We start from the raw sequence: 18,396 nt of genomic DNA, 5'->3' as shown, positions 1-18,396 counted from the left end.
ATTACATAAATTTCGGTATGCTTATATCCGACTCTCTGACCACATTTGGCACATATTGCCTCTTCATAAACAAGGTCTTTTCCATCCCCGACAAATGGAAGACCTTCTTCAAACGTACATTTTTTGAAATCACCAAACTCGGTGTTGATTCAATTCCGCTTGTGATAGTCATCTCGCTCTTCATCGGTGCGGTTATCACAATCCAGATGCAGCTCAACATCGTATCGCCTCTTGTCCCCTCCTATTCGACAGGCCTCGCCACCCGCGAAATCATCCTCCTTGAGTTCTCCAACTCTATCCTCTGTCTGATTCTTGCAGGTAAGGTGGGTTCCAACATAGCATCGGAGATAGGAACCATGCGTGTGACAGAACAGATTGACGCACTCGACATCATGGGCATCAACTCAGCCAATTTCCTTGTATTGCCCAAGATTGTCGGCTTCCTCATCTATATGCCGGTACTCGTGGTCTTCTGTATCTTCACCTCATTTCTCGGAGGTGTGCTGATTTCGGTCTTCACATCCATCATTCCTCTCAACCGCTTCATCTACGGTCTGCAGACAATGTTCTCCGAATGGTATGTGTGGTACGGACTTATAAAATCACTCTTCTTCTCGTTCATCATCACCTCGGTTGCCGCATTCTACGGCTACTATGTGAAAGGCGGTGCGCTTGAGGTCGGCAAGGCTTCCACCAACGCTGTCGTTGCCTCAAGCATCCTGATTCTTCTCCTCGACGTAGTGCTTACCAAACTCTTGCTGCAATGATCGAAGTAAAAAATATCACCAAGTCATTTGATGGCAAGACCATCCTCCACGATGTCTCAGCCACCTTCCACACAGGTAAGACCAACCTTATCATCGGACAGAGCGGCTCGGGAAAGACCGTGCTTGTCAAATCGCTCGTCGGGCTGTTACGCCCGGAAAAAGGCGAGATTCTTTACGACGGCCGCGACCTGCTGAAAATGGACCAGAATAAGGTGAAGGAACTGCGCAAGGAAATCGGTATGCTTTTCCAAGGCTCCGCGCTCTTTGACTCTGAGACCGTCCTGGGCAACGTAATGTTCCCCCTGACCATGTTCACGAAGATGAGCTACGGTGAAATCAAGGACCGCGCCCAGTTCTGCCTCGAACGTGTGAATCTGAAAGGTGCCGACAAGAAATTTCCCTCCGAGATTTCCGGCGGTATGCAGAAACGTGTGGCCATCGCACGCGCCATTGCCCTCAACCCGAAATATCTTTTCTGCGACGAGCCCAACTCCGGCCTCGACCCCCGCACCTCGATACTCATCGACGAGCTTCTGAGCGACATCACCCACGAATACAATATCACGACAATCATCAACACCCACGACATGAACTCCGTGTTGGGCATCGGCGAGAACATCATCTTCATCAACAAAGGACATCGCGAATGGGTCGGCGACATGCACCAGATTTATCAGACCTCCAACGAGGCACTGAATGAATTCGTATTCGCCAACGACCTCTTCCAAAAGGTCAAGGCTTACGTCCTTTCAACCGAAACCACAAAGAAACCCGCCAACGTCTGAAAAACACAGATAATACTGTATATAATTCAGTATTTCTGTTTTTAGATACAAACGTACAAAAGAGCATAAGAAACAAAAGGATATATAGCTCTCTGCAAGATTGATAGTTATCTTCAGATTCTTTGCTATATATCCTTTTGTTTCTTATGCTCTTTTGTGCTTTTGTATCTCCTACGGAATCTATCGCGCGAATTGGCGGAGGTCGGAAAGAGAAATACGGTTTTCGTAGAGAGCCTTGCCGGTTATGACACGTTTCATGCCCATATCATTCAGTCGCAAAATATCGTCAAGCGAACTTATGCCACCGGACACGGTGAAAATGACATCCGGAAACTCCTCCGACAGACGGACATACATATCGTAGGCAGGGCCTTCGAGCATTCCGTCTTTCGATATGTCCGTACAGATTGCCTGTGAAAGACCGTGAGGTTTGAACCGGTTGATAAGGTCGTCAATGGTATCGGCTGTCGCTTCCATCCATCCGCTGACGGCCACCTTGCCGTCGCGCACATCTGCACCAAGCACAAGGCGCTCGCCACCATACATGTCAAGCCATGCCGACATCAATTCAGGCTGACGGGCGGCCACACTGCCGATAATCGCGTATGTCGCTCCGGCATTGAACACATCCTTAAGGCTTTGGTCGGTCTTGATGCCTCCGCCCCACTCCACTTCAACACCGTTGAGACGTGCAATCTGTTCGAGTGTGCGGAGATTGCGCGGAGAGCTGGCCTTCGCGCCATCGAGGTCAACAAGATGGATGCGCGTGAGGCCATTGTCAAGAAACAGTTTCGCCATATCGACCGGCGACGCACCGTAGTCGGTGCAGCGGTCATAGTCACCTTGACTCAGACGGACACACTTGCCGTCTATGAGATCTATTGCAGGAATTACTTCTATCATGGTTTATTGTATAAGGACAATTCCGATATAACTGCTTTACGGAATTACAATGCAAGGAAATTTGCAATTATGCGCTCACCGACATCTCCGCTCTTCTCCGGATGGAACTGTGTTCCATAGAAATTCTCATATTTCAGAGCAGCACTGAACATCGTTGAGCCATATCGCGTGGTGGCGATGGTGTCGGGACAGAGCGGTGCATAGTAGGAATGGACATAATAGACGTATGCACCCCTATCTATCCCCTTGAAAAGTTTCGAATCAAGATTGTTGATGCGGTTCCACCCGACGTGAGGCACCTTCAGGTCATCCTCTTCCGGGAATCTCCGGACTTTGGCATCAAATATCCCGAGGCAGTCCACATCACCCTCTTCGGAGTGGCGACACATCACCTGCATACCGACGCAGATACCGAGCACCGGGTGGCGAAGGTCACGGATGACCTCACACAAACCGCGCTCACGCAGACGCGCCATAGCCTCGGCATCATTTCCGACACCGGGAAGCAACACTTTTGAAGCCTGACGGATCTCTGCGGGATCGGCAGTCAGTTTCCACTCCGCACCAAGGCGGTCAAGGGCATTGCCGACCGAACGGAGATTGCCCATCTCATAATCTATTATCGCTATCATAGGACACCTTTGCTTGAAGGAAGTGAATAACTGAACACATCGCGCCTCACGGCCATACGCAATGCCCGCGCGAAAGCCTTGAACACACCCTCGATGAGATGATGATTGTTCTCACCGCGCGCTGAGATGTGGAGATTGCAACGCATGGCCACACAGAGCGACTTGAAGAAGTGTTTATACATTTCTGTCGGAGTATCACCGACATATTCACGCGTAAACTCGACATCCCAGACGAAATCCGCGCGGCCTCCGAAATCAATCAGCACCATAGCCTTACATTCATCCATCGGGAGCACGAATCCATAGCGGTCAATGCCGCGCTTCGACCCGAGCGCCGTGTCGATGGCCTGTCCGAGCGCGATGGCCACATCCTCCATGCTATGGTGCTCGTCTACTTCAAGATCACCCTCACAGCGGAGTTCGAGCGAGATTCCTGCGTGGTGGGGAAGCTGCCAGAGCATGTGATCGAAGAACTTCAACCCACTGTCTATATGCGACGGTTCATGACCGTCAAGGTCGAGAGTGATGGAGATGCAGGTTTCAGATGTGTTGCGCTCGACAGTCACCTTGCGGTCAGACGACAGGATATGGCGGGCAATTTCGTCCCAATCCTCCGTCAGCAATTCGCATCCGTCCGGACATTCCCCGTCGGCAGGAGCGATGAGGATTCCACGCGCACCAAGATTTTGAGCGAGCTGCACATCGGTCAAGCGGTCACCGACCACGAAGGAATTTGCAAGGTCATACGACCCGTCCATGTATGCCGTGAGCATTCCTGTGCGTGGCTTGCGTGTCGGCGCATTATCCTCCGGAAAGGAACGGTCAATCAGAATATCGTCAAACCTCACTCCCTCACCTTCGAGAGTGGAGAGCATACGGTTGTGTGCGGGCCAGAATGTATCTTCAGGAAATGAATCTGTCCCGAGACCATCCTGATTCGAGACCATCACGAGTTCATAGCCACGGTTCATGAGCGAACGGAGACCGGAAATTGCCCCGGGGACGAATTCAAGCTTCTCGAGAGAATCAATCTGCTCGTCGGCAGGTTCCTTTATGATGGTTCCGTCGCGGTCAATGAAAACAGCTTTCTTCAACATGACATATCTGGAATTAAAATTTTTCGACAAGAGAAATCACACGGTCATTTTCCTCCGGCGTACCGACCGTGAAACGCAGACAGCCGCGACAACCTTTCACACGGTTGCGGTTGCGGACAATCACGCCGTGGGAAATCAGATAGTCATACATGCCATCCGCGTCCTCGACCTCGACAAGCAGGAAATTGGCATCGGAATGATGCACCTTCCTCACTTTCGGCATACTTTCAAGAGCTGAGGCAAGGCGTGAACGCTCACGGATGATTTCATCCACATTTTCATTGATGTCCGTCTCACTGATGCGCCTCAGAAGCTCTTCCTGAGTAGGCCCGTTGACGTTGTAGGGATACTTGACCCTTGCGAACAGCTCTGCAATCTCAGGCGAGGCGAAGGCCATGCCCATACGGAGCGAGGCCATCCCCCATGCCTTCGAAAAAGTTTGCATGACTATCAGATTCGGGTGTTTGTCAAGTACGTTAAGCAGCGAAGGATATGGCGAGAAGTCAATGTAAGCTTCATCGACCACCACCATACCCGGAAAGCTGTCCACAAGTCTGAGAATATCCTCAGGAGCGAAAGCATTTCCCGTCGGATTGTTAGGCGAACAAATCCACAAGACCTTGCTGTTGCCGTCGGCAGCCTCAAGGAGCGCGTCGACAGGGAGGGAATAATCCTCGCCAAGCTCCACTTTCCGCAGAGCAATGTCATTGATATCGGCACTCACCTCATACACACCATAAGTCGGGGATATGGAGATGGCATTGTCGATACCCGGACGGCAGAAGATACGGTAGACAAGGTCTATAGCCTCATCACTTCCGGCTCCACCGATGAATATCTGCTCCTCGCGCACACCTTTAAGCGCGGCAATCGCATGTTTGAGTTTCTTCTGATGAGGGTCGGGATAACGGTTAAGCCCCGAAGGATAGGGACTTTCATTGGCATCGAGCCACACGGAGATGTCGCCCCCCTTGAATTCATCGCGGGCAGTCGAATAAGGTTCGAGCGCAAGGATGTTGGGGCGGACAAGGTCGAGAGGGTTTATTTTACCTGTCATCAGAAGCAATTTATATTGTATAATATATGTGTAAAGTCTATTTAAGTTGGTCAATCCTCACCTTCACGGCAAGAGCGTGGGCATCCAGTCCTTCGGCATCAGCCATGGTGACGATTGTCGGGGCAAGGAGAGCCAGTCCGTCGCGCGTCAGTTCCTGATAGGTTATCTTGCGCATGAAGCTGTCGATATTCACACCGCTGTAGGAACGCGCCCACGCACCTGTCGGGAGCGTATGGTTTGTACCCGAAGCATAGTCACCGGCACTCTCCGGAGAATAATTGCCGATGAAGACACTTCCCGCCGCTCTCACCCGTGATGCGACCGACCACGCGTCGCGCATGGAAATAATGAGATGCTCAGGTGCGTATGCGTTGACAAAGTCGAGCATGGTGTCGGTGCCGTTGTCAAACACAATCAGACGGCTGTGGGAAAGCGAACCTTCGACCGACTCCACACGGCTGAGTTTTCCGGACAGACGTTTGACCTCCTCATCAACCTTTTCGGCAATCGCCTTTGAGTTGCAGACAAGGATAGCCTGACTGTCGCGCCCATGCTCAGCCTGCGAGAGAAGATCGGCAGCAATGAAAGTCGGTTCGGCGGTCTCATCAGCCATGACGAGTACTTCGCTCGGACCGGCAGGCATATCAATCGCCACTACGGAGCTCAACTGTTGCTTGGCCTTGGTGACATAGCGGTTACCCGGGCCGAAAATCTTATCGACACGGGCTATAGTCTCCGTGCCAAGCGCCATTGCGGCGATAGCCTGTGCGCCACCGACACGATATATCTTGTCGATGCCGCAGATTGAGGCTGCATAAAGAATCTCGGGTGCAATCGGTTGGTTGCGGCTCTGAGGCGTACACAACACAATCTCCCGACACCCTGCAATCTTTGCCGGACATGCAAGCATCAACACAGTCGAAAACAATGGAGCCTGCCCGCCGGGAATATACAGCCCGACACGGTCAATGGCAACCGGACGCTGGACGCAGCGCACTCCGGGAATGGTGTTGACATCGACTTCATGAGGAAGCTGGGCAGCATGGAATTTGGAAATATTCTCCTTTGCCAAGCCTATAGCAGCCTTCACTTCTTCACTGACCCGAGCACACCCCTCGGCAATCTCGGCGGCACTGACCTCAAGCTCACTGACTGAGGTGCCGTCGAATTTCAATGCCATCTCACGCAAGGCCTCGTCACCTTTCGCACGGACCTCCTCGATAATTCCACTGACCGCCTGACCGACAGCCGGATCATCGGGGATGTTGCGTTCGGTAAGTACCGGCCATTCCTGACGTGATGGATTTAAGAATGTCTGCATATCCGATTATTTTACAATATTTTCAAGCACAAGCACAAGAATATCCTCTGCACCGATGGCCTTCAGACGCTCGATGCGCTCCCAAAGTTGCGATTCGGGAATGACGGCATGAATCGAAAGCCAGTCGGGATCGGCAAGATGAAGGATTGTCGGGCTCTTCATTCCGGGAAGTACCTTCAAGGCCTCGTCAAGCGACGATTTCGGAAGATTCATGAGCACATATTTCATGCCACGGCTCTCAATAATCGAACGGAAACGGAAGCAGAGTTTGTCGAGTTCAGCCTGCTTCTCCTCCGGCAGTCCGGGAGTGGCAATGAGCACCGCCTGAGATTCAAGGATGGATTCCACCTCGACAAGACCGTTCTGAATCAGCGTTCCGCCTGACGACACTATATCGAAAATCGCATCGGCCATCCCGACGGCAGGAGCAATCTCGACTGATCCGGTGATGGTGTGGATTTTGGCATTGATATTCTTCTCTTTGAGGAAACGCGAAAGGATTTCGGGATATGAAGTGGCGATGCGTTTGCCGTTGAACCATTCGAGGCCTTTGTAGTCAGCCTCACGGGGGACGGCAAGGCTCAGACGGCAACCGCCGAATCCGAGATCAAGCACACGCTTGACATCGACATTTTTCTCTTCCACCTCATTTAGTCCGACAATACCTATGTCGGCTGTTCCCATCGAGACGGCCTGAGGTATGTCATCGTCTCGAAGAAGAAGTAAATCCACCGGAAAACCCTTTGCGTGGGCTATGAGCGAACGGCTTCCGACGGAAGCCGAGATGCCGGCATCGGCAAGTAAGGCCATGGTCTTCTCGTTAAGTCGACCTTTGGCCTGTATGGCAATTCGAAGCATAAATTCTTTTTTTCTTAGAAATGGTTTGCAAAGTTATATGTTTTATTTCAAATTTTAATAAAATACATGTAAATTTCATCAAAAAGTTAATAAAACATACCGTTTGCTTACTTTCCGTCATGGAAACTGGTAAAAAACCTGCGTTCCTGAGCAGGAACACCCTCAGTTTCCTTCCGGGCATTTATAGCTTTTATGAGGAAAGCCATATTGCGTCCAAGATTGCGCATTGTCTGGAGTCCCTCAAGATCCTTTTCGACATCTTCAGCCACAAAACCGTGTACCTCATTCCAGTATGTGCTCGACACAATCGGCATGGCGCTGATGGTAAAGTATTTATTGATTTCATCAAATGCCGATGTCGAACCACCCCTACGGGATGAGATGACAGCCGCCCCGACCTTCATAGTCTTGTCGAAGGTTCCTGCTGTGGAGTAGAACAGACGGTCGAGGAAAGCAAGCACCTGACCGTTGGCACCGGCATAATACGTCGGGGAACCGACAATTATACCATCTGCCTCTTCAAACAGAGGCGCGGCCTCGTTGACAAGATCATGAAACACACATTCGCCATGCTTGCGACAGAAAAGGCAGGAAATACACCCGCGAATATCCTGATTACCGACATTTACCCTGACAGTTTCAATCCCTTCGTTCTGAAGCGTTGCTTCAACCTCATTGAGCGCACGGTCTGTACAGCCGTGAAGATGAGGACTTCCGTTTATAACTAATACTTTCATACCAATAATTTTGACTTTTCTGCAAAGTTAAACAATAATCCTCCCACACGGGTTTATTTTTCATACAATTAATATATGTATGGCATGAAAAAGCAGACCCCTATCGAAAAAATCTACGAGGCATGGACGGCCCTCACCGATGGTCGCGTCAACATCCTTGCTGACAGCACCGTCGGTCATGGTGAAGCGGAAGTGGAATCCTCTGACCGCGCGAAGAAATATAAAGTGACATGGCGCGACGATGCAAAAGTCTTCACCTCAACCGACAATGCTACATTCTGGCAGGGCTACCCCGGCTATCCCGTCATTGCAGTGATGATGCGTCTCGGACTCCTGCCCTACGCTGAGGATATTGCGGTAGAGTTCGCAGGCATAAACTGGACCAAACTGAATGCTGAACATAAACGTGACTATGCCTCCGCACTCCTCCACATTGAACGCGAACGCAACATCGACCCCGAAGCAGCCGCCGCAGCCGCCTCGATAGCCTACACCGCCCTATTGGAAATGAACCTTACCATAAAAAGGAAATAAAAACCACAGTTTTTGCATCTTCGCACCTTTTCAGTCAAAACTGATAGTAATTTTGATGAAAAAAACCTTCCGGGATCGGTTAAACTATAAATTGGTAAGCTGCGAAGATGCATCACCTCACCGTATGGCAATTGGTAAATTGCTGCACAAACCGTAATTACAATGCATTAAATCCGTCAACATCTGAAAAGGGTACAGAAAGACAGAAGGTCAGAAGATACAAAAAGCTTAATTTCAGCAAATTACACTTCTGTCACTTTTGTTTATTCTGTTCTATCATATAACAAATTTGTTATGGATGGTAATTGGTGAATTACGAGGCTATTGCATTATGTCACTACTTTGCCGGATGGCAGCCGGTTAGCTGCGAAGCAGCGGTACGATGGTAGCCCCTCATCGAGCGCGATGCAATGAAGCCCGCAGGGCGAAATTGCGGCGCGCGAAGGTGTGGGGAAAAGGAATAACATCCTCCCACGGGCATCGAAGATGTCCGATAATAACGCACGCCTCCGGATTATTCAAATAATTGTTGATATGTGGAGAATGTGGGGATATTACCTATTTCGATATTTTGAAACGAATCAATTCCGTAGATAATTATTTGTGACGGGATGATATTATCGGACATCTTCGATGCCCGTCTGATTCAATACCAACCTAACCCCACGCCTCACGAATATACAATTGCGTCCTACGGGCTTCATTGTATATTCGCTCGATGTAGTAGTAGCTTTTTATCAAATTATTGTTGTACGCCAAGACAAGTTTTCGTAAATTCGCAAACTCTATATACTATCAACTCATAAGTAATTCAATAATTTATTAATTAAATTTACAAGATGAGTCTAATTAGATTTTGTATTTCCCTGATAACAACTATATTTTAACCATGCGCAATTTAGCCTTCAGACTACATCAGTTCATTAGAAGAATAAGCATCCAAACCCTGGATGTGATGTGCTATGAGCCTGCCGATGACTATGATGATGAACCAGATGTAACTATAGAATGTGATAAATGTGAAAAAAGTATATCTTTTTATCATTCCTCATATTATGATATTAACATTTTAACTGCCCACAATAGAGAACTCGGCCATACTGTATATGTACATTTTCTCTGTAGGGAATGTCTGAACGAATTAGCGAAGAATTCAGATTTTAAAGTTTTTGAGCATATTCAAATCCCCATAAATCACCCTATTAATCTATGTAATGGTGTTCATATTTTTCATGAAGATAATTTGGTTTTAGACATAAAATAATGAGACTTTTACCTAAGAATGTTGTAATAGAACTTACATATACATGTAATCATAAGTGTAAGTTCTGCTATTGTCCATGGGAGCAATCATCGTACCCACTCGAAAAAGAGCTGACAATTAGCGAATGGGAAAATGCAATCGATATTCTTCTCAACAATGGAGTAGAACAAATTACATTTTCGGGAGGTGAGGCATTGATGAAAGATGGATTTGCTGAGCTACTTAAATATGTTGTGACAAAACAAAAATGTAAAAGTTGCAGTATTATTTCTAATGGCTTACTGATAAACGATGAATGGTTAATGCTCTTCAAAAAGTATGGCGTTCAGTTAGCTATCAGCTTTCCTGGCTACGACACTTTCAAATGGCACACTGGAATAAACGGTGCAGACAATATTCTTGAAAAGATGAAAAAAGCGAAAGAGATTGGGATTAAAGTAACAGCCAGCATAACAGCGACCAGACAAAACATACACGAATTACATAATGTGATTTCACTTACAATCAAGAATGGTGCATCTAATATTCTACTCAATCGATTTATGCCAGGAGGTAGAGGGATTACTTATTTAGAAGAATTAAAACTCTCGACTAAGCAGGTAAATGAAATGCTGCAAATAACAGAAGCCGCTCTTAAATCCGCAAATATTTACGGACGAATGGGAACAACAATTCCGTTATGCTCTATTTACCATCCTACTCAATATGAGCATTTAAAAATTGGATATCGATGCGCTGCTGCGAAACGTTTTTTTGCAGTCGATCCATCCGGAAGAATTAGAGTATGTAACCATTCTCCTAGGATAGTTGGATATGTATTCAATCCCACATTAATTACTGATAGGGAATATTGGAATTTATATTTAGAGTCGAACTATCATCCAACAGAATGTCAAGGCTGTATGGCTAAATACATTTGTGATTGTGGATGTAGAGAAGTTTCTGCTATCCTCTCCGGCTCCCCAAGAAATAGGGATCAGAGCCTAACACTTGATAAAAGAGAATTTTTCTTAAAATAAAAAAATACACCAATTGTTCCTTTAATTTATTTACTCATTCTATATACATTGTCTCATGGAAATTGTGTATTTTTGCGTTACACAATTTTATCACATGAACTTGCGCATATTACCTTTAAGCGCACTTGCCTTCCTTTCGATGAATGCAAGTGCTGAAAAGATTGATATTGAGTCATTCAAATATCAAGGTCCCTTTTCACTCAATCTACCCGTCATGGTGGACAGTGTCGATGTAAACTCAAAGAAATTTGACCCTTCCTCACTGCTCGCTACTCCGCTTTCGCTCGCATCAGCCGACAAGGGGCGATTGTGTGACGGCGGTTTAGTCCTTAAATCCGACAGCCATGCCCTCCACCTGTTGAATTTCACGATTGACAATGAACGCTACGTCACCGCATCGCTCAAAGTCGACGGTCTGAAGAACCATGAGGTTTACCTTGACGGAAAAAAACTTGACAGTGATCAGCTCCGCCTCACTCCCGCCACCCACAGCATCACCATCAAGTGTCTTACCGACAGTGCCTCCGCCGACTCCGTAAAGATAGCCCTTGAAAGCGAACGTCCCGAACTGATGAAAATCAATTCCGGTTCACAGCGCCGCTACACCCTCAACGATGTCATGACCGGTCGCCGCTTCAGCTCCGCATCGCTTTCTCCGAGCGGCAAATATCTTCTGAGAATCTACTACACCACCCACGAAGGAGGAGCCAATACTTTCTCCAACGAAGTGAGTGCCGCCAACGGGGGAGCCGTATTGGCAAAAAGGTTAGAAGCCCTCAAATGGATGCCGAAGAGCGACCTGCTCTACTTCACCCGTTACAAAAACGACAAACTTGAACTCGTCACCCTCAATCCGGCCAACGGACAGGAAGAAGTTATCGCCTCTGAACTTCCGACAAGCTATTTCACGATTTCTCCCACCGAGGACTTCATGATTTACATGAAGACTCAGGAAGGGCCGAAGGAAAAGAGCGCCGACCTCTATGAAATCGTCCATCCCGAAGACCGCCAGCCCGGATGGAGAAACCGAGGGACACTCATGAAAATGGATTTTGCCACCGGACTGTCAACCCCGCTCACATTCGGCAACCGCAACATCGGATTGTGTGGGATTTCCGACGATGGCAGCAAGCTCCTTTACACCGTCTCCGAATCCCGATTGGAGAAACGCCCCACCACTCTCTCTTCCCTCTATCTTCTGAATCTCGCCGACAACTCAACCCGCTGCCTCGTTGATAAGGAAGGATTTTTCGGAGGAGCGACCCTCTCGCCCGACGGCTCGAAAGTTGCGCTCATAGGTTCGCCCGAAGCCTACGGTGCAATCGGAAAGAATCTGCCCGAAGGACGCACACCGAGCATGTATGACAATCAGCTCTACATCCTCGATGTCGCCACCACCGACATAACTCCCCTCACACGCGATTTCAATCCTTCTGTCGAGAATGTCATCTGGAACCGCGCCGACGGCTGCATCTATTTCGCAGCCGAGGACCGTGACCGCCGTTCACTCTTCCGCGTCAACCCCGCGAATGGAAAGATTGACGACCTCAAGGCAAATGAGGAATACGTGGCTTCATTTGCCGTCGCTTCATCGGCCCCGGCTCTGGTCTATGTAGGTCAGGGAGCTTCCAACTCCGACCGTCTCTATTCGCTCAACACCAAGAATCTCCGTCAGGAACTTATCGAGGATATTAGTGCCGAGCGCCTTGACGGCATACGCTTAGGCGAATGCAAACCTTGGACCTATCTCACATCACGAGGCGACAGCATCTGCGGGCGCTACATCCTTCCTCCCGACTTCGATCCTTCGCGCAAGTATCCTATGATTGTCAACTACTATGGTGGTTGCAGCCCGACAAGCCGCACATTCGAAGGCCGCTACCCGCACCATGTCTATGCGGCCAACGGCTACGTCGTCCTTGTCATCAATCCGAGCGGAAGCGCAGGTTTCGGTCAGGAATTCGCATCGCGCCATGTCAATACCGCCGGTGAAGGTGTTGCTGAAGACATTATCGAAGGCGTGAAACAGTTCACTGCCGCCAATCCGTGGGTGGACGCATCTAAAATCGGTTGCATCGGTGCATCCTACGGCGGTTTCATGACCCAATATCTCCAGACACGCACCGACATCTTCGCAGCCGCTATCTCACACGCAGGTATCAGCGACCACACAAGCTATTGGGGCGAAGGCTACTGGGGCTATTCCTACAGCGAGGTCAGCATGGCCAACAGCTATCCCTGGAGCCACTCCGACCTCTATGTGAAACAGAGTCCGCTCTACAATGCCGACAAGATTCATACTCCGATACTTTTCCTTCACGGCGATGCCGACACGAACGTCCCCTTCGGAGAGAGCATCCAGATGTATACCGCCCTCAAACTCCTCGGACGCGAGACTGCCTTTGTTGCCGTCAAGGATGCCAACCATCAGGTGACCGACTTCAACAAACGCAAGCAATGGCAGGAGACAATCTTCGCCTGGTTTGCCAAATACCTGCAGGATGATGATTCATGGTGGGAATCACTCTATCCGAAAAAGACACTCGACTGATTCCACTCCCGGTGAGGATGCAGACTCCCGATTAGCTTCATCCTCACACCTAAAGCCATGCGTTGACACGCTCACGGATTGCAGCCGATTCGCTCAACATTCTCACGAATTCACGCATCGAACGCTTGTGGTAACTGTCACGCAGAGTGTGGACACATCCTATCATCTCATTAGCCGCAATGTCAAGGGGAACAGCTTTGATCCCCTTGACATTGTGCGTTGTAGCTTCTGCAAGGACGGTCACAAGATTGCTGCAACTGATGAGTTTCAGAAGAATGTTGACCTCATTAAGCTCAATCCTAACGCGCATATCCATTCCTTTGGGCATGACGATAGCATCAAAGTAATTCCGCGCCTGCAATCCCTTCGTAGGCAGAGCCAGGTCATAGTGGCTCAGCTCCTCCATTGTCACCTTTTGCTTGGATGCAAGCGGATGGCATGAGTTGACAATCACGGCTAAATAGTTTTGGAACAGCGCATGTGACTCAATCCCGTCGGTAGCCTGACGCGGACGGAAGGCCAACACGAAATCTACTTCCCTTTCGCTCAACATTGTCATCAGTTCCGAGACAGGCTTATAATAGATGTTGAGCTTGACACCGGGATAAAGCTTCATGAAATCAAGCAAGGTCTCTGTCAGTATCGGACTGAACGAATAGGTAACGCCGATGTTCAGCGTTCCGGCAAGCAACTCGCGCAAATCATTCATCCTCTCGTGGCAAAGCTGAGCGTCCTGAAGGGTACGGACAGCGTAGGGCAGCAACTCGCTTCCTGCCTCGGTCAGAGATACACTGTGGCTGTCGCGCACAAACAGCATTGTGCCCATCTCCTGCTCCAGTTGCTTGATCTGCTGCGAAAGGGTGCTTTGGGTGATGAAGAGTGCGCGCGATGCCTCCGAGAAGTTCAATGTCTCGGCCACCTTGACGAAATATTTAAGCTGTCGAAGTTCCATGATGGGATGAATCTGAAATAATGGATGAATATATCTTGACCGGGCCACCGCCCGCGTCTTCACCTCGTTGCTTGAAACGAGATGTTTTTAAACAGGAATATCGGAATAGTAGCGCCTATCACCATCCCGAGGAGGATGAACAGACAGGTCAGTCCGTTGCTAACGAAGAGGTAGAAATAATGGTCGAAAGCATCTTCGCTGCCGTGATACAGACACATCACCAATCCTCCGAAAGTCTTGTAGGCATAAATGCCCGGAATCATCGGGAGCAGAGAGGGGAAGAGACATGTCTCCGCAGGCGTATGTGCCACGGGCGACAACAATACGGCAAGCATACCGACTATCAGTGCCGCCAAAGTGCTTGCGATGACAATATGAAGACCGAGCAGACTCTCCTGCATCATCAGAAACCGTGCGGAATGCCCGACGGCGGCAATGATGGCGCAATAGAGGTAGGCCCTCCTTGGAGGGTTGCTTATCGCTGCGAAACCGATGGCTGCGATCGCTGCGAAGAAAGCATCTTGAAGAAATTCGCTTAACATAATGAATCAGAAACGTGGGGACTGCATGACGACCGAAAAAATCACTACACAGATCCTAAAACATGCCCATATTCATCAGCAGCATCCCTCCGCACAGTCCGAACGAAAGGCAGCATGTGAGAATCACTGCATGTATAAAACGTGAAAAAGAGCAGATATAGTGTCCGGCAAGCATATCGCTGAATGAATTCAGAAACGGTATGCCGGGGACAAGGTAGAGGACACTGGTGCCAACGGCAATCTCCGGCGTTGTGCCTAAATTGAAAAGTGCATCCGTCGCACCCAACACTGACGAGACAAACGCACAGATGATGAAGACGAGACGCATGTCCATCTTGTGCTCACACAACACCTGTTTCAGATAGAAACCGGCGATTGTCGAGAGAAAGACAACTGCAACGGCCTGCCAGTCGCCTGTGAAAAGCCGGCAGAAAGCGGCGTTGGCGCATGAAGCCAGGAGAAGCACGAGATTCTTGTTGGCAGGAGGCGTATGTATGATGGATTCGAATTTCTCCTTGGCCTCATCAAAACTAATCTTGCTGTCGGCAATCTCCCAGCTCAGTTCACTCAGACGTGTGTTTATGTCGAAGCTTATGGGCATGGTCCTCGATGCAGTTATATATGTATAGCTGTCCGAATGGTCAGGCAGGCAGACGGTGAGATGAATGTGGCGTGGAAGGATGGTCATCACCGCCTCGCAGCCCATAGCCTTCGCCATGCGGTTGACGTTCCGTTCGAGACGGATGCAGGTGGCACCGCTTCCAAGCAGCCATGAGGCATATTCCGAGAGGAACAGACAGATTTCTTTAAGCGAATGGCTCTCGCCGCACAGACAGTTCGAAAGAGCTATGGGCTCTGCGGCTGAGGCTTCAATCCTCATCGTCGTCATAGAGATCATCTTCTTTTATGAGCCTGTCGCCCGGAACGAAGAATTCTTCCCGCTCACTGCCGATTTCAATGAGATGTCTGTGATGAGCAGGCTGATTGTAGTTCTTCTGACAAACTCTGATAATAATGAGTGCGACCATCGCGAAGGCGATTACACACCATGTAACTAAAGGAACATTAAGTGCGATCATAATGACATTCTGTTTTTAAATTTTCTGCAAAGTAAACACCTGTCAGGCCATCATGATTGCCGTTTGCTAACGAAAGATTCGATAGCAATTATAGAACGGCGCAAATGTTAAAAAAGTTCAACAAAGATTTCGTATCTTTGCACTTGTATTCCCGGTGGTCCCGGTCCTATTAGATTGCTTCACGACGATCACCGGTCATAATTTCCAAACCGTATATTTATACTCCGATATGATACAGCAAATTGAATTCACCCTCCGCGCCTATCCCCGTGGCATCCATCTGGTGACAGGCGAGATAATGCGACAGATCGGCAACCTTCCCGAATGTGGACTGCTCAATCTGCTCATCAAACACACTTCGGCTGCCCTCGCCCTCAATGAGAACGCAGACCCTGACGTGCGCCATGACCTCAACGCTATCTTTGACCGTCTTGTCCCCGAAAATGCGCCATATTATCTTCACACAGACGAAGGCCCCGACGACATGCCGTCACATGCCAAATCCGTGCTCGTCGGGCCGTCACTCACCATTCCTGTCTCACGCGGACACTTGAACCTCGGGACATGGCAAGGCATCTATCTGTGTGAATTCCGTGACTACGGCGGTCCTCGCAAGATTGTAGCCACCATCATGTCGTGACTCCTCCTCACCGCTTCATCAGCCAAAACAGTTTCGCATGAGCAATCCGTCTCTCCATAATAACATCGGTGGCAAGCAGTTGGCCTTCATCTCCTACATGCAGGTTATCGGCATCATCCTTGTTGTCGTCGGTCACTCCATGCATGAGTATCCCGACAACGACATGGGACGTACAACCCTGCTCTACCGTATGATCTACAGTTTCCACATGCCCTTATTCCTCTTCGTGTCGGGCTTCCTGATGGTCTACGGCATGGAGCTGAAAGGGAAGGCGGTCTCATGGAGGAATTTCGTCACCTCGAAACTGAGGAGGCTCATGGTTCCATTCGTTGTGCTGACAGCAGTCACCTTCTTCCCGCGTGCGATGATGTCGGGGATGGCCGACGACCCTGTCACTCTTTCCGTCGAATCGTTCAGAGATTCATTTATCTACACCGGAAGCCTCGTCATCCCCTACTTCTGGTTTCTGCAAGTCTGCTTCACGCTTCTGATTGTCAATTTCACGATTCTGCATACCGCCCGACGGCTCCATCTGCCCGATTTGCCGGTTTACGCAGCCCTGTTATTGATATTCCTTATCACACCGTTCGTTCCTATAGGAACAACCAATACTTTTTCACTCCATCTCACAGTGGAAACCGGGCTGTATTTTATCATCGGAGCTATCTACGCACGATATTACCAACACATCAACCGCCTCTTCCCCCGAAATTCCGCCATCGCATTCGCCGGATGCGCCGCCCTGTGGGCTGGGCTCTTCGCATTGACAGAAAACACACCGCTATTCCCGCTCTGCACGCTTGCGGGAATAACGATGTGCATTTCATCTTCAAAACTGCTCGACAGCCATGACATCCGCATCCTCGACCACCTCTCCGGAGCAAACTATATCATATTCCTCCTGTCGTGGTACTTCAATATAGCTGCCCAGCAGATCCTCCACCACTTCGTCGAACTTCCGTGGTGGGTCTACTCCACCCTCTCCCTCCTCACCGGCATCTACATCCCCTACCTCATCTACCGCCACCTCCGGAGCCACTCCACATCTTTCCTAACATATCTATTCATTTGCCTATTGGGTCAAAAATTCTGATTCACACACCACACCGTATATAGAATCTACGGCATACTGAATCCTAATCCACGACACTAATAATCGTAGTATTACCCAATGCTTCAGTCAACTATAACGCCCAATCATGATCTCGTTTGTAATATACAATCGCAATAGTCCCTATTATATTAGAAAGACTATAAGCAGATTAGGATTAATGTATAGATTTAAAGCAAGACCAATCTCACAATGGAAGCCAAACTGGGCAACTTTGAAACACCTATAGCCTTAAAGCGTCCCCTGACATCTCCATTAACTTCCCCCTGAGCGAAATCATATTCATTCAACCAATCCGACAACGAGAATAATCATGCAAAATAAGACACATGACATGTGAATAAAAATTACACTCTGTGACAACACCAGATCATAAAATTTCGCTACCATCCACTTTTTTCACTATCCACACGAAAATCAGAGAAAAATTCTCAAAAATTTCCATAATTGCCATATTCCTCAACTCAGGCCAATCCACAACAAGAGAAACGCCCTGAAAATGAACCTAAAAACTAATTTTATTATAGAAAAACGAGCCTAAAAATTC

18 protein-coding genes are annotated in these 18,396 nt (G+C 48.8%); 7 read left to right on the top strand and 11 right to left on the bottom strand.

What is annotated here, in order from left to right; translation table 11 throughout:
• Window positions 1-23 precede the first annotated feature (23 nt).
• Together QZ310_RS06195 and QZ310_RS06190 are read left to right on the top strand one after the other, a co-directional pair.
• On the top strand, window positions 24-767 hold the full coding sequence (locus QZ310_RS06195) for an ABC transporter permease (protein ID WP_297071565.1): 744 nt from the start codon (window positions 24-26) through the stop codon (window positions 765-767).
• Window positions 764-1,552, top strand: a complete 789-nt coding sequence (locus tag QZ310_RS06190; RefSeq protein WP_297071495.1) for an ATP-binding cassette domain-containing protein — start codon at window positions 764-766, stop codon at window positions 1,550-1,552. Before QZ310_RS06195 ends, QZ310_RS06190 begins: the two co-directional genes overlap by 4 nt.
• 180 nt (window positions 1,553-1,732) lie before the next feature.
• Here QZ310_RS06190 and hisA read toward each other — a convergent pair whose 3' ends face one another.
• The 7 genes from hisA to QZ310_RS06155 all read right to left on the bottom strand — a co-directional run bounded on the left by hisA (window position 1,733) and on the right by QZ310_RS06155 (window position 8,157).
• Window positions 1,733-2,455 carry a 1-(5-phosphoribosyl)-5-[(5-phosphoribosylamino)methylideneamino]imidazole-4-carboxamide isomerase gene (gene hisA, locus QZ310_RS06185; protein ID WP_297071493.1) on the bottom strand — a complete coding sequence of 241 codons (723 nt, stop codon included), beginning with the start codon at window positions 2,453-2,455 and terminating at the stop codon, window positions 1,733-1,735.
• 44 nt (window positions 2,456-2,499) lie between these two features.
• Window positions 2,500-3,087, bottom strand: a complete 588-nt coding sequence (hisH, locus tag QZ310_RS06180; RefSeq protein WP_297071491.1) for an imidazole glycerol phosphate synthase subunit HisH — start codon at window positions 3,085-3,087, stop codon at window positions 2,500-2,502.
• Window positions 3,084-4,184, bottom strand: coding sequence for a bifunctional histidinol-phosphatase/imidazoleglycerol-phosphate dehydratase HisB (hisB, locus tag QZ310_RS06175; RefSeq protein ID WP_297071489.1), 1,101 nt, complete (start codon window positions 4,182-4,184; stop codon window positions 3,084-3,086). The genes hisH and hisB overlap by 4 nt, the downstream gene beginning before the upstream one ends.
• Before the next feature lie 13 nt (window positions 4,185-4,197).
• On the bottom strand, window positions 4,198-5,229 hold the full coding sequence (gene hisC, locus QZ310_RS06170; RefSeq protein ID WP_297071562.1) for a histidinol-phosphate transaminase: 1,032 nt from the start codon (window positions 5,227-5,229) through the stop codon (window positions 4,198-4,200).
• Window positions 5,230-5,278: 49 nt separating this feature from the next.
• On the bottom strand, window positions 5,279-6,562 hold the full coding sequence (gene hisD / locus QZ310_RS06165) for a histidinol dehydrogenase (RefSeq protein ID WP_297071487.1): 1,284 nt from the start codon (window positions 6,560-6,562) through the stop codon (window positions 5,279-5,281).
• Window positions 6,563-6,568: 6 nt separating this feature from the next.
• Window positions 6,569-7,420, bottom strand: a complete 852-nt coding sequence (gene hisG, locus QZ310_RS06160; RefSeq protein ID WP_297071484.1) for an ATP phosphoribosyltransferase — start codon at window positions 7,418-7,420, stop codon at window positions 6,569-6,571.
• Between the two features lie 107 nt (window positions 7,421-7,527).
• Window positions 7,528-8,157 (bottom strand): flavodoxin family protein, encoded by a 630-nt coding sequence (locus QZ310_RS06155; RefSeq protein ID WP_297071482.1) that lies wholly within the window; start codon window positions 8,155-8,157, stop codon window positions 7,528-7,530.
• An 84-nt stretch (window positions 8,158-8,241) separates the two neighbouring features.
• Between QZ310_RS06155 and QZ310_RS06150 the strand changes: the two genes are divergently transcribed.
• The 3 genes from QZ310_RS06150 (at window position 8,242) to QZ310_RS06140 (ending at window position 13,525) form a co-directional block, all read left to right on the top strand.
• Window positions 8,242-8,691, top strand: a complete 450-nt coding sequence (locus QZ310_RS06150; protein WP_297071480.1) for a hypothetical protein — start codon at window positions 8,242-8,244, stop codon at window positions 8,689-8,691.
• Between the two features lie 1,263 nt (window positions 8,692-9,954).
• The gene (locus QZ310_RS06145) at window positions 9,955-10,974 is read left to right on the top strand and encodes a radical SAM protein (protein WP_297071478.1); all 1,020 of its coding nucleotides are present in this window, start codon (window positions 9,955-9,957) and stop codon (window positions 10,972-10,974) included.
• 94 nt (window positions 10,975-11,068) lie between these two features.
• On the top strand, window positions 11,069-13,525 hold the full coding sequence (locus tag QZ310_RS06140; RefSeq protein WP_297071476.1) for a S9 family peptidase: 2,457 nt from the start codon (window positions 11,069-11,071) through the stop codon (window positions 13,523-13,525).
• Window positions 13,526-13,574: 49 nt separating this feature from the next.
• Here QZ310_RS06140 and QZ310_RS06135 read toward each other — a convergent pair whose 3' ends face one another.
• Genes QZ310_RS06135 through QZ310_RS06120 form a run of 4 tightly spaced genes read right to left on the bottom strand, consistent with a single transcriptional unit; the run spans window position 13,575 to window position 16,098 of the window.
• Entirely contained in the window at window positions 13,575-14,477 is a 903-nt protein-coding gene (locus QZ310_RS06135) for a LysR substrate-binding domain-containing protein (RefSeq protein WP_297071474.1), read from the bottom strand.
• Between the two features lie 59 nt (window positions 14,478-14,536).
• Window positions 14,537-15,019: a threonine/serine exporter family protein gene (locus tag QZ310_RS06130; protein ID WP_297071472.1), complete on the bottom strand. Its 483-nt coding sequence runs from the start codon at window positions 15,017-15,019 to the stop codon at window positions 14,537-14,539.
• A 55-nt stretch (window positions 15,020-15,074) separates the two neighbouring features.
• A complete protein-coding gene (locus tag QZ310_RS06125) occupies window positions 15,075-15,908 on the bottom strand; it encodes a threonine/serine exporter ThrE family protein (protein WP_297071470.1) in 834 nt (277 codons plus the stop codon).
• Window positions 15,889-16,098: a hypothetical protein gene (locus QZ310_RS06120; RefSeq protein WP_297071468.1), complete on the bottom strand. Its 210-nt coding sequence runs from the start codon at window positions 16,096-16,098 to the stop codon at window positions 15,889-15,891. The genes QZ310_RS06125 and QZ310_RS06120 overlap by 20 nt, the downstream gene beginning before the upstream one ends.
• A 229-nt stretch (window positions 16,099-16,327) precedes the next feature.
• Here QZ310_RS06120 and QZ310_RS06115 point away from each other — a divergent pair, with 229 nt between their 5' ends.
• Window positions 16,328-16,738: a secondary thiamine-phosphate synthase enzyme YjbQ gene (locus QZ310_RS06115; protein WP_297071466.1), complete on the top strand. Its 411-nt coding sequence runs from the start codon at window positions 16,328-16,330 to the stop codon at window positions 16,736-16,738.
• A 37-nt stretch (window positions 16,739-16,775) separates the two neighbouring features.
• Window positions 16,776-17,831 carry an acyltransferase gene (locus tag QZ310_RS06110; protein WP_297071464.1) on the top strand — a complete coding sequence of 352 codons (1,056 nt, stop codon included), beginning with the start codon at window positions 16,776-16,778 and terminating at the stop codon, window positions 17,829-17,831.
• The last annotated feature ends 565 nt before the right edge of the window (window positions 17,832-18,396 follow it).

This window comes from uncultured Duncaniella sp., assembly GCF_910577345.1.
Classification (GTDB): domain Bacteria; phylum Bacteroidota; class Bacteroidia; order Bacteroidales; family Muribaculaceae; genus Duncaniella.
Note: the sequence above shows the minus strand (reverse complement) of the source record. Positions and strands in the feature narration are given on the sequence as shown.

Bases quoted from the DNA above. Each gene is read 5' to 3' on its own strand.
- QZ310_RS06155 (WP_297071482.1), bottom strand. From the start codon at position 8,157: ATGAAAGTATTAGTTATAAACGGAAGTCCTCATCTTCACGGCTGTACA.
- QZ310_RS06135 (WP_297071474.1), bottom strand. From the start codon at position 14,477: ATGGAACTTCGACAGCTTAAATATTTCGTCAAGGTGGCCGAGACATTG.
- hisA (WP_297071493.1), bottom strand. From the start codon at position 2,455: ATGATAGAAGTAATTCCTGCAATAGATCTCATAGACGGCAAGTGTGTC.
- QZ310_RS06110 (WP_297071464.1), top strand. From the start codon at position 16,776: ATGAGCAATCCGTCTCTCCATAATAACATCGGTGGCAAGCAGTTGGCC.
- QZ310_RS06130 (WP_297071472.1), bottom strand. From the start codon at position 15,019: ATGTTAAGCGAATTTCTTCAAGATGCTTTCTTCGCAGCGATCGCAGCC.
- hisG (WP_297071484.1), bottom strand. From the start codon at position 7,420: ATGCTTCGAATTGCCATACAGGCCAAAGGTCGACTTAACGAGAAGACC.
- hisD (WP_297071487.1), bottom strand. From the start codon at position 6,562: ATGCAGACATTCTTAAATCCATCACGTCAGGAATGGCCGGTACTTACC.
- QZ310_RS06140 (WP_297071476.1), top strand. From the start codon at position 11,069: ATGAACTTGCGCATATTACCTTTAAGCGCACTTGCCTTCCTTTCGATG.
- QZ310_RS06115 (WP_297071466.1), top strand. From the start codon at position 16,328: ATGATACAGCAAATTGAATTCACCCTCCGCGCCTATCCCCGTGGCATC.
- QZ310_RS06120 (WP_297071468.1), bottom strand. From the start codon at position 16,098: ATGATCGCACTTAATGTTCCTTTAGTTACATGGTGTGTAATCGCCTTC.
- hisB (WP_297071489.1), bottom strand. From the start codon at position 4,184: ATGTTGAAGAAAGCTGTTTTCATTGACCGCGACGGAACCATCATAAAG.
- hisH (WP_297071491.1), bottom strand. From the start codon at position 3,087: ATGATAGCGATAATAGATTATGAGATGGGCAATCTCCGTTCGGTCGGC.
- QZ310_RS06190 (WP_297071495.1), top strand. From the start codon at position 764: ATGATCGAAGTAAAAAATATCACCAAGTCATTTGATGGCAAGACCATC.
- QZ310_RS06145 (WP_297071478.1), top strand. From the start codon at position 9,955: ATGAGACTTTTACCTAAGAATGTTGTAATAGAACTTACATATACATGT.
- QZ310_RS06125 (WP_297071470.1), bottom strand. From the start codon at position 15,908: ATGACGACGATGAGGATTGAAGCCTCAGCCGCAGAGCCCATAGCTCTT.
- QZ310_RS06150 (WP_297071480.1), top strand. From the start codon at position 8,242: ATGAAAAAGCAGACCCCTATCGAAAAAATCTACGAGGCATGGACGGCC.